8 protein-coding genes are annotated in these 10,568 nt (G+C 71.0%); 2 read left to right on the top strand and 6 right to left on the bottom strand.

The genetic code is table 11. From position 1 onward, the window contains the following. Nucleotides 1–54: 54 nt before the first annotated feature. Nucleotides 55–1,962 (top strand): amidohydrolase, encoded by a 1,908-nt coding sequence (locus MYA_RS27615; protein WP_014726107.1) that lies wholly within the window; start codon nt 55–57, stop codon nt 1,960–1,962. A gap of 84 nt (nt 1,963–2,046) precedes the next feature. Next, nucleotides 2,047–2,721, top strand: coding sequence for a hypothetical protein (locus MYA_RS27610; RefSeq protein WP_014726106.1), 675 nt, complete (start codon nt 2,047–2,049; stop codon nt 2,719–2,721). A gap of 88 nt (nt 2,722–2,809) precedes the next feature. Here MYA_RS27610 and MYA_RS27605 read toward each other — a convergent pair whose 3' ends face one another. From MYA_RS27605 to MYA_RS27580, 6 genes are all read right to left on the bottom strand, one after another. After that, nucleotides 2,810–3,922: an alkene reductase gene (locus tag MYA_RS27605; RefSeq protein ID WP_014726105.1), complete on the bottom strand. Its 1,113-nt coding sequence runs from the start codon at nt 3,920–3,922 to the stop codon at nt 2,810–2,812. A gap of 46 nt (nt 3,923–3,968) precedes the next feature. After that, the gene (locus tag MYA_RS27600) at nt 3,969–5,186 is read right to left on the bottom strand and encodes an MFS transporter (RefSeq protein ID WP_011880443.1); all 1,218 of its coding nucleotides are present in this window, start codon (nt 5,184–5,186) and stop codon (nt 3,969–3,971) included. 181 nt (nt 5,187–5,367) lie between these two features. After that, entirely contained in the window at nt 5,368–6,285 is a 918-nt protein-coding gene (locus MYA_RS27595) for a LysR family transcriptional regulator (protein ID WP_014726104.1), read from the bottom strand. Nucleotides 6,286–6,370: 85 nt separating this feature from the next. Continuing rightward, nucleotides 6,371–8,632 carry a xanthine dehydrogenase family protein molybdopterin-binding subunit gene (locus tag MYA_RS27590; protein WP_041494393.1) on the bottom strand — a complete coding sequence of 754 codons (2,262 nt, stop codon included), beginning with the start codon at nt 8,630–8,632 and terminating at the stop codon, nt 6,371–6,373. Beyond that, entirely contained in the window at nt 8,632–9,132 is a 501-nt protein-coding gene (locus tag MYA_RS27585; RefSeq protein ID WP_011880440.1) for a (2Fe-2S)-binding protein, read from the bottom strand. The genes MYA_RS27590 and MYA_RS27585 overlap by 1 nt, the downstream gene beginning before the upstream one ends. Continuing rightward, complete coding sequence (locus tag MYA_RS27580) at nt 9,129–10,415, bottom strand: c-type cytochrome (protein WP_011880439.1); 1,287 nt, start codon at nt 10,413–10,415, stop codon at nt 9,129–9,131. The genes MYA_RS27585 and MYA_RS27580 overlap by 4 nt, the downstream gene beginning before the upstream one ends. Nucleotides 10,416–10,568: the final 153 nt, after the last annotated feature.

Here is a 10,568-nt window from a genome sequence, read left to right as displayed (position 1 = left end):
CGAGTGCGTACGAGCCGCGGACCGCGCGGCGCGCCGCGCACCGGAGGCCCGACAGTGCTTAGAGCGACGGAACCCGCGCACTCGGCGGATCTAGTCGTCTTCAACGGCAAGATTGCGACACAGGACGAGCGGGGCGCGTTCGTCAGCGCGCTCGCGGTGAAGGACGGGCGCATCGTCGCGACCGGCGACGATCGCGACGTGCTGCGCCATGCGGGCGTCGCCACGACGCGCATCGACCTGCACGGCCGCACCGTGATTCCCGGCCTCGTCGATGCGCATCTGCAGGCGATCCGCGGCGGCCAGACCTTCAACCTCGAATTGCGCTGGGACGGCATACCGTCGCTCGCCGACGCGCTCGACCGGTTGCGCCGGCAGGTGCGGCGCACGCCTGCGCCGCAGTGGGTGCGCGTCGCCGGCGGCTGGAGCGCGCTGCAGTTCGCGGAAAAGCGCGGGCCGACGCTGGCCGAGCTCAATGCAATCGCGCCCGATACGCCCGTGTTCGTCCAGCACCTGGGCGACAGCGCGTGGCTGAACGCGGCCGCGCTGCGCGCGCTCGGCTACAACCGCGACACGCCCGATCCGGGCGGCGGCGAACTGCGGCGCGACCGCTACGGGCGACCGACCGGGCTGCTGCTCGCGCGGCCCGACCCGGCCGTGCTGAGCGCGGCGCTCGACCCAGCGCCGGCGCTGTCGGACGGCGACCGGCTCAACTCGACGCAACAGTTCATGCATGCGCTGAATCGCGTCGGCGTGACGAGCGCGATCGACGCGGGCGGCGACGGCCTCGTCTATCCGGACGACTATGCGGCCGTCATGACGCTCGCGCGGCGCGGCGAGCTGACGACGCGCATCGCCTACGCGCTCGGCGCGCGGCATGCGGGCCGCGAAGTCGACGACTTCGCGAAATGGATCGCGCTGACGGCGCCCGGCGACGGCGACGCGTTCCTGCGCACGCACGGCGCCGGCGAGCGGCTGCTGTTCTCGGCGGTCGATCTCGGCAACTTCCTCGAGCCGCGCACCGAGCTGCCGGCGTCGCTCGAGGCGGATCTCGCGGCCGTCGTGCGGCTGCTGGTGCGCCACCGCTGGCCGTTCCGGCTGCATGCGACCTACGACGAGTCGATCGGCCGTTTCCTCGACGTTCTCGAAGCGGTGAACCGCGAGCTGCCGTTCGACGGCTTGCGCTGGTGCTTCGACCGTTGTGAAACGCTGTCGGACGCCAATATCGCCCGGATCGCAGCGCTCGGCGGCGGCGTGACCGTGCAGCCGCGCATGGCGTTCCAGGGCGAGGCGTTCATCGCGCGCTACGGCGCGACCGCGGCGCGCCGCGCGCCGCCGATCCGCGCGATGCTCGCGGCCGGGCTGCCGGTCGGCGCGGGCTCCGGTGCGACGCAGACGGCCGGCTACAACCCGTTCGTCGCGCTGTACTGGATGGTGTCGGGGCGCTCGGTCGGCGGCACGCCGCTGTACCCCGCGCGTGCGCGGCTCGGCCGGATGGACGCGCTGCGCGTCCACACGCTCGGCAGCGCGTGGTTCTCGGCGGACGAGTACCGCAAGGGCGCGCTGACGCCCGGCCGGTACGCGGACTTCGCGGTGCTGAGCGACGACTACTTCGCGATCGACGTCGCGCGCATTCCGCAGTTGTCGTCGGTGCTGACGGTCGTGGACGGCAAGGTCGTGCACGCGGATGCCGAATTCGCGTCGCTCGCGCCGCCGTTGCCGCCCGTCAGCCCCGCGTGGTCGCCGGTGGCCGACCGCGGCGCAGACGGCGGCGCCGACGATGCGGCGGGCGGCGCGCGAGCCCGTGCGCGCGCGTCGGCAGCGGCGGGCGCATGCGCCGAGCCGGGGATGGACGCGTGCCGTACCCGCGGCCACGGACGCCGCTTCGCGCGCTCGCGCTTCCCGACGGCGAGCGCCGCCGGCGATCGTTGCGACGCGTTCGGCTGCCGCTGCGTCGCGTTCTAGCGCGCCGCCCCGGCGTGCCGCGTGCGCGGCCGCGCGTTGCATTGAACGATTTTCCGCCCCGTGCACGGGGCATGAGGAGACGAGATGAATGCTGCGCACACGCGCGCACCGGCTGACGGCGGCGAAGTGGCCGGCGTGCGCATTCCGCGCACGCCGCTGGCGATCGACGCGGCCGACGCGGCGCGCGCATCGTTGCCTGCCGCGCTCGCCGGTCACGCCGCGCGCGTATTCGTGTTCGCGTCGCTCGCCGCGCGGCGCGCGGGCGACACGTGCGATGCCGATGCGCTGTATGTCGCCGCGATGTACGTGAACATGGGATTGAGCCACGCGTACTGCCGCTCGACCGCACGTTACGAGCTCGACGGGGCGGATGCCGCGCATGCGCTGCTGCTGCGGCATCGCCGCTCGCGGCGCATGCGCGACGACGTGTGGCACGCGATCGCGCTGCATACGACGCCGGGCGTGGCCGTGCGCGCATCGCCGCTCGCGCGCGCGCTGGCCGGTGCGGTGTCGACCGATCTGATGGCGACCGACTTCGACGCCTATACGGCCGACGAGCGGGCCGCGCTGCTGGCCGCGTACCCGCGCGGCAGCGGTTTTCGCGAGGCGTTTCTCGACACGGTCGCGCGCGGCGTCGAACATCGGCCGCAGTCGACGTTCGGTACGTGGAGCGCCGACGTGCTCGAACGCGCGGATCCGGATTTTCATCGGCCGAACTTCTGCGGGCGCGTGCTGGGCGCGCGCTGGACCGACGCGTGACGGCGTCGGGGCGGCCGGGCGATGGCCGGCTGCCGTGGGACGGGGCGGGCGGCGACGGGTAACTGCACGCTCTCCGCCCCCCACATCCCTACACCCCCGCTTCCGCCGCATCGTGCCGCGCATAGTCCACGTAACCGGCGCGGTCGCCGCCGTACCAGCCGATCGACTTCGGCTGCGCGAGCGGCGCCCGCGTCGCGATGCGCTCGACGAGATCCGGGTTGGCGATGTACGCACGCGCGAACGCGACGAGATCGGCGTCGCCCGCATCGATCAGCGCGTTCGCCGCGTCCGGCGCGATGCCGCCGTTGACGATCAGCGTGCCGCCGAACGACCGGCGCGCCTGCGCGACGATGCGCGGCAGATCGGGCTCGCCGCTCCAGCCGTTGGTGTCGGCCGCGTGCAGGTAGGCGACGCCCGCGTCGTCGAGCATGCGCCCGACGTATGCGTAGGTCGCATCGGGATCGGCGTCGCGCACGTTGTTGTACTTCGCGTACGGCGAAACGCGCACGCCGACGCGGCTCAGCGGCATCACGCCGCCCACCGCGTCGACGATCTCCTCGAGAAAGCGCGCGCGGTTCGCGACCGAGCCGCCGTAGCGATCGTCGCGGCGGTTCAGCGTCGACGACAGAAACTGGTGCGGCAGATAGCCGTTGGCCGCATGGATCTCGACGCCGTCGAAGCCCGCGGCCATCGCCTGCATTGCCGCGTGGCGGAATTCGGCGACCGCCGCGACCACTTCGTCGGTCGTCATCGCGCGCGACGGCGTCGCGTGGATCTTCGTGTAATAGCCGTTGTGCAGCTGCGCCCACACCTGCAGCTGCTCGAGGTCGTCGTTCACGCCCGACGGCGACAGCGGCGCGGCGCCATCGAGCAGCGCCAGCGAGCCGACGCGCCCGCCGTGCCACAACTGCGCGAAGATGCGCCCGCCGTTCGCATGGACGGCGTCGGTGATCTTCTTCCAGCCGGCGACCTGCGCATCGTCGATCAGCCCGGGCGTCGATTCGAATGCCGCGGACGCCGTGCTGACGTTGGTCGCCTCGGTCACGATCAGCCCGGCGGACGCGCGCTGCGCGTAGTACTCGGCCATCAGTTCGGTCGGCAGGCCGCGCGACGGCGCGCGCGAACGCGTCATCGGCCCCATCACGACACGGTTGGGCAGCGCGAGGCCGCGCAGGTCGTAGGCACTGAGCAGGGAAGACATGGTGGACTCCTTTCGTTTCACGTTGGGCGCGGTGACGTCCGCGCGGTCAGCCTTGGGCGTGGCGGCGCGCATGCGGCCGCCCGATCGCGAGGTAGTGCGCAAGCGCGACGACCGGGAACACACCGGCCACCGCCGCGACGAGCGGCCAGCCGCCGCGTTCGTAAAGCGGGCTGGCGAGCGCCGAGCCGAGCGCGCCGCCGACGAAGATGCTCGTCATGTACAGCGCGTTCAGGCGATTGCGGCTCGCTGCATGCAGCGCATAGATCTCGCGCTGGCCGAGCACCATGTTCATCTGCACCGCGAAGTCGAGCACGATGCCGGTGACGACGAGCCCGTAGAGGCCCGCGCCGTGCACCAGCGCGATCGCATACGCGAGGGCGCCGGCGATCAGCGCGATCAGCGTCGCGCGCACCGTATGGCCGGCGTCCGCGAGCCGGCCGGCCACCGGCGCCGACGTCGCGCCGATCGCGCCGACCAGCGCGAACACGCCGATCGCCGTTTGCGACAGACCGTAGTGGCGCGTCAGCTCGACCGGCACGGCGGTCCAGAACAGGCTGAACGACGCGAACATCAGGCCCTGGTAGAACGCGCGGTGACGCAGGATCGGCATCGTGCGGACCAGATGCAGCAGCGAGCCGATCAGCTCGAAGTAGGTCGCGCGATGGTCGGGCTGGCGCGCCGGAATCGTCAGCGCGAGCACCGCGGTGACGAGCGTCATCAGCACCGCCGCCGCCGCAAACACGAAGCGCCAGCCGAACGCGTCGGCGACCACGCTCGACAGCGGACGCGCGAGCAGGATGCCGAGCAGCAGCCCGCTCATGATGGTGCCGACCACGCGGCCGCGCGAATGATCGGGCGCGAGATGCGCGGCGAGCGGCACCAGGATCTGGACCGCCACCGAGCTGAAGCCGATCAGCAGCGAGATCGCCAGAAACAGCCCGGCGGTGTGCACGAACGCGGCCGCCGCGAGGCTCGCGATCGACACGACGGCCGTCACGATCATCAGCTTGCGGTTCTCGAGCAGGTCGCCGAGCGGCACGATGAAGAACAGGCCGAGCGCATAGCCGATCTGCGTCAGCGACACGATCAGGCTCGCCGTGTCGCCCGACATGTGGAGCCCCGGCGCGATCAGTTCGGTGATCGGCTGCGCGTAGTACAGGTTCGCGACGATCGCGCCGCAACTGAACGCGAACAGCAGGATCAGCCCCTGCGTGAGTTTGGCGCCGTGCGCGCCCGCCGCGAGCGGCGTTGAATCTGCTGACATGGTCGACTCCTGAAAAAGGGAAGGGCGGGCGCCGTATCACCGCGCCGGCAGCGCCTGTCGGCCCGGCGGGCGACGATGCACCGCATTGCCGTCGATACTATTGATCATTCGATAAAACGGGAATCGAGCGAGCGCGCAATCGAGCGTTGCGCGGCACGCAAAGGTGCCGCGCCGCGCGGGTTCAGCCGCGCTGGCCCTGCAGGGTGGGAATCCGCTCGAACTGGCTCGCGAGCCAGTCGACGAACACCTTGAGCTTGACGGGGATGTGACGGTTGGGCGGATACAGCACCGAGATCGGCCGCGGCGGCGCGTTGAATGCGGTCAGCACTTCGCGCAGCCGCCCGGACTTCAGGTACGGGTCCACCAGATACAGCGACGTCTTGATGAGGCCGATGCCGGCCACGCCGCACTCGATGTAGTTGTCCGCATCGTTGACGGCCACCGTGCCGCACATCTGCACGATGCGCGGTTCGCCGTCGACCACGTAGTCCCACACGCGCGGCCGGCCGGTGTCGGCCGAGATGTGGCTGACCGCGACGTGCTGCGCGAGATCGTCGACGGTCTCGGGTTCGCCGAAGCGGGCGAGGTACGCGGGCGACGCGCACGTGCAGGTGGTCAGGCTGCCGATTCGCTTCGCGATCATCCCCGAGTCGTCGAGCGCGCCGATGCGCACCACGCAGTCGACGCCTTCGCCGACCAGGTCGATCTGCCGGTCCGTCACGCCGAGCTCGATCATGATGCCCGGATGCGCTTCGAGAAACTCCGGCAGCGCGGGCACCACGACCTGCCGCGCCATCGCCGGCGGTAGGTTCACTTTCAGGCGGCCGCGCGGCACGTTGCGCGCGTGCGATACCGACGCCTCCATGTCGTCGATCTCGCGCAACACCGCGACCGAGCGCTCGTAGTACGCCTGACCGTCCTCGGTCAGCGAGATGCGGCGCGTGGTGCGGTTCAGCAGCCGGCAGCCGAGGTGCTGTTCGAGCGCGCTCAGCAGCGCGGACACGCGCGGCGTCGTGAGGCCCGTGGTGTCCGACGCGCGCGTGAAGCTGCCGGTTTCGACGATGCGCGTGAACACGCGCATCGAAAGCAAGGTATCCATCGTCGGGGTTCTCCAGGCGGTGGGCGCGTGGCGCCGGTGCGTGCCGGCGCCAGCGGCGCGGGTAGGTCGGGCGTCGCGCGGCGCGCTACGCGTCGATGCGTTTTCTCAGCGCGTCGCCGGCGAACGGCATCTCCCGCATGCGCTGGCCGGTCGCATCGAAGATCGCGTTGGCCAGTGCGCCGGCGGTCGGCCCCATCGACGCTTCGGCCGCACCGAGAAACGGCGCGCCCGGACGATTGACGAGGTGCACCTTCACGCTTTGCGGTGCGGCGGAGAAACGCAGGATAGGATAACTGCTCCAGTCGAAGCTGCGGATCCGCTCGGTGTCGTATTTCAGCGCCTCGTACAGCGTCCAGCTCGCGGCCTGCACGATGCCGCCTTCGATCTGGTTGCGGATGCCGTCCGGCGACACGATCTGGCCGGCGTCGACGGCCGCTTCCGCGTGCTCGAGCGTGACCTGCCCCGTCTCCGGCACGATCGACACCTCGACGGCGATCGCGACGTACGCCATCAGGTTCTTGTACTTGCCGAACGCGAAGCCGACGCCGCGGTTGCGCGCGCGCGGCGGCCGCGGCCAGCCGAAGTGCGTCGCGACGAGCTTGATGACCTGGCGCGCGCGATGGTCGTCCATGTGGCGCAGCCGGAACTCGACCGGATCGACGCCGGCCGCGTGCGCGAGCTCGTCCATGAAGCTCTCGATCGCCCAGACGTTGGTGTGCGCGCCGAGCGAGCGCATCGCGGAGGTCTGCAGCGGCATCGTCGGCGAGAAGTTGTTGACGATGTGCTGGTTCGGTAGCGTGTACAGCGGGATCGCGTTGCGGTCGGCGCCGCCTTCGGGCTGCAGCATCGGCGTCGACGGCGCGGGCACGAACGGCGGCTCCAGCATGCGCGCGGGCAGCAGCCGGCCGGCGTCGACGATCCGCTCGTTGTGCGAGCTGCTCCACAGCGCGTAGTTCCAGTCGACGATGCGGCCGCTCGCGTCGAGCGACGCGCTGACCTCGGTCACCATCGCCGGCGTGAAGTGATCCCACGTGTGTTCCTGCTCGCGCATCCACTGCACGCGGATCGGCTTGCCGGGCAGCGCGGCCGCGATCAGCGCGGCGTGCGCGGCGACGTCGTCCGCGCCGTTGTGGCCGTAGCAGCCCGAGCCCTCGGTGTGGATGCAGCGCACGTTCGCCTTCGGCATCGACAGCATCTGCGCGAGCGCATCGCGCAGCGGGTAGACGCCCTGCGAATGGGTCCACACCGTCATCATTCCGTTCTCGAGATGCGCGACCGAACACGACGGCCCGATCGACCCGTGCAGCAGGTAGTTCTTCAGGAACGTCGCGTTCAGCGTCTTCGTGGCCGGCGCCGTCGCCGCGTGCGTGTTCGCGATTTCGATGCGCTGCGTCGAGATCCGCTTCAGGTCCGCGTGGACGGTGGCGCGATCGGGCAGCTTGCGGCCCGGCGACCAGCGGCTGCCCGCGGCCAGCGCGCGCTGCGCGACCACCGCCTGCCACTCGCCCTGGGCGACCACCGCGAGCATGCTGCCGTTGCGCACGATCCGAACGACGCCCGGCAGCTTCAGGATCGCGGCTTCGTCGAACGACAGCAGCTTCGCGTCGTACACCGGCGGCATCACGACGCGCGCGTGCAGCATGCCGGGCAGCTGCATGTCCTGCACGTAGCTGACGCCGCCCGTGACCTTGTTCGGAATGTCGACGCGCGGCAGCGACGTGCCGATGACCGCGAACGTCGACGGATTCTTCAGCGGCGAGGTCGGCGCCGCGTTGCGGTGCAGGTCGACCGTGCGGATCGCGTCGCCGTAGGTCATCGTGCGGCCGTCGGGCGCGCGGATCACCGCGTCGGCCGTGGTCAGCGTGTTCGGAGCGACGCCCAGGCGCTTCGCCGCGCCCTCGACCAGCAGCGCGCGCACCTGCGCGGCCGCATTCAGCAGCGCGGAGCCGCTGTCGGCCATCGTGTGGCTGCCGGCGGTCAATCCCTCGTCGGGCGACGCGCCGGTGTCGGCCGTCAGGAACGTGATCAGCGACGGCTTCATGTCGAGCTGCTCGGCGGCGACCTGCAGCAACGCGGTGCGAATGCCGGTGCCCAGCTCGACCTTGCCGGTGAAGACGGTCACCTTGCCGTCGGGGGCGATCTTGATCCACGCGTCGAGCAGCGGATTCGTCTTCAGGCTGCCGGCCAGCGCCTGCGTGGCTTTGGAGACGTGAACGGCCGCGCCTTCGTCGGCGATCACGAGCTGCGCCGCCGCGCGCGCGGCGGGCGCGAGCGTGAACGCGACGAACAGCGCGCCGGAGACGATGAAATGCCGGCGGCCTTCGTCGATGTCGTCGTGGGAATTCATCACAGTGCCTTGCTGATCGTGACGGGAGCGGAAGCCGGTTCCGGGGCCGGCAGCCCGGCGACCGAGCGCACGGCCGCGAGAATGCGCATGTGCGTGCCGCAGCGGCACAGATTCGGTTCCATGTGCGTGCGCAGCTCCTGCTCCGTCGGTTTCGGATTGCGCTCGAGCAGCGCCTGCGCGCGCATGATCATGCCGGCGATGCAGTAGCCGCACTGCGCGGCCTGATGCTCGACGAAAGCGCGCTGCAGCGGCCCGGGATGCTCGGCGGTGCCGAGGCTTTCGATCGTGCGCACGTTGCGCGAGCCGACCGCGGCGACCGGCATCAGGCACGAGAAGGTCGGCTTGCCGTCGACGATCACGGTGCAGGCGCCGCATTGGCCGAGCCCGCAGCCGAACTTCGCGCCGTGCAGGTGCAGGTCGTTGCGCAGCGCGTACAGCAGCGGCGTGGATGGATCGATGTCGAGCGTGTGCCGCACGCCGTTGACGGTGAGGGTGATCATCGAGCGGTGTCCTCTTTTCTGAGCTTGGCGGCCATCGCGTCGGCACCGGTCCACGCGGGGCGATCGGTGTATGCCGCGCGAACGTACGCGGCGAGATCGGCGATCTGCGCATCGTCGTACTGGTCGACGAACGACGGCATGTAGTTCAGCGTGTCCTCGCCGTGCCAGCCGATGCCGTTGAACATCATCTGGATCGCGTTGCGCGGCGTATCGGCGTTCAGCGCGGTGCTGAACGCGAGCGTCGGACGCTCGCCGATCGACTGCATCGGCGCGCCCGGCCCGTGGCACTGCGCGCACGATGCCTGGAACAGCACGGCGCCGCGCTGCGCGGCCGGGTCCTTCGCGATGCGTTCCGACCCGGACGCGGTGTCGCGCGCCCGCGCATCGGCCGGTTTCTGGATCGACAGGATGTACGTGGCGATCGCTTCGACGTCGTCGGCCGGCACCGTCGCGAGATCGCGCGTGACCGGCAGCATCGGCCCCGCTGCGGCGCCGTGCTCGCTCGCGCGGCCGGTGCGCAGATACGTGACGAGCTGCGCCTGCGTCCACGGGCGCGCGGCGTGGCCGAGCGCGTTGAGCGGCGGCGCTTCCCAGCCGTCGACGAGGCCGCCGTCGAACGCGCGGCCGCCCTGTTCGCCGCCGATCGCATTCAGCGGCGAATGGCACGACGCGCAGTGGCCGAGGCCATCGACGAGCATCCTGCCGCGGTTCCATTGGGCGGATTGGGCCGGGTCGGCGCGATAGGCGCCTTCACGCAGGAACAGCACGTTCCAGAACGCGACCAGCGGCCGGAAGTTCAGCGGGAACATCAGGTCGTTGGCCGGCGCGCTCGCGTGTACCGGCTCGCGCGTCATCAGGTACGCATAGGCTGCGGCGATGTCGTCGTCCGACATCCGCGTGAAATGGATGTACGGGAACGCCGGGTAGAGCGGCTGGCCGTTGCGGCCGATGCCGGTGCGCAGCGCGCGGGCGAACGCGTCGCGCGACCAGCGGCCGATGCCGGTGTCCGGATCGGGCGTGATGTTGGTCGCGTAGATCGTGCCGAACGGCGTCGCGAGCGGCAGGCCGCCGGCGAACGGCTTGCCGTCCTTCGCGGTGTGGCACACGACGCAATCGCCGAGCGCGACCACGCGCGCGCCCGCGCGCACGAGTTGCGGATCGAACGAAGCGGCGGCCGGCGGATCGATCGGCGCGATCGCGGGCCGCACCATGATGCCGATCGCGACGGCGATGCCCGCGATCGCGATGCCGGCTGCGCCGATCCAGAGTCGCTTGTGCTTCATGCGTGCTCCGTGCGCGTCGGGGCGCCGCACGACGCGTGCAGGCCGTGTCGTGCGGGTCGGGTTGTCGCGCGCCGGTGATGGGCGACAGGGGTCATGTGATTACTCCAGCAGTCGATGACGAGCGCACGCGCGGTGCTGCGCGGCAGCTCAGGA

The sequence above is a fragment of the Burkholderia sp. KJ006 genome, from assembly GCF_000262695.1.
Taxonomy (GTDB): domain Bacteria; phylum Pseudomonadota; class Gammaproteobacteria; order Burkholderiales; family Burkholderiaceae; genus Burkholderia; species Burkholderia vietnamiensis.
Note: the sequence above shows the minus strand (reverse complement) of the source record. Positions and strands in the feature narration are given on the sequence as shown.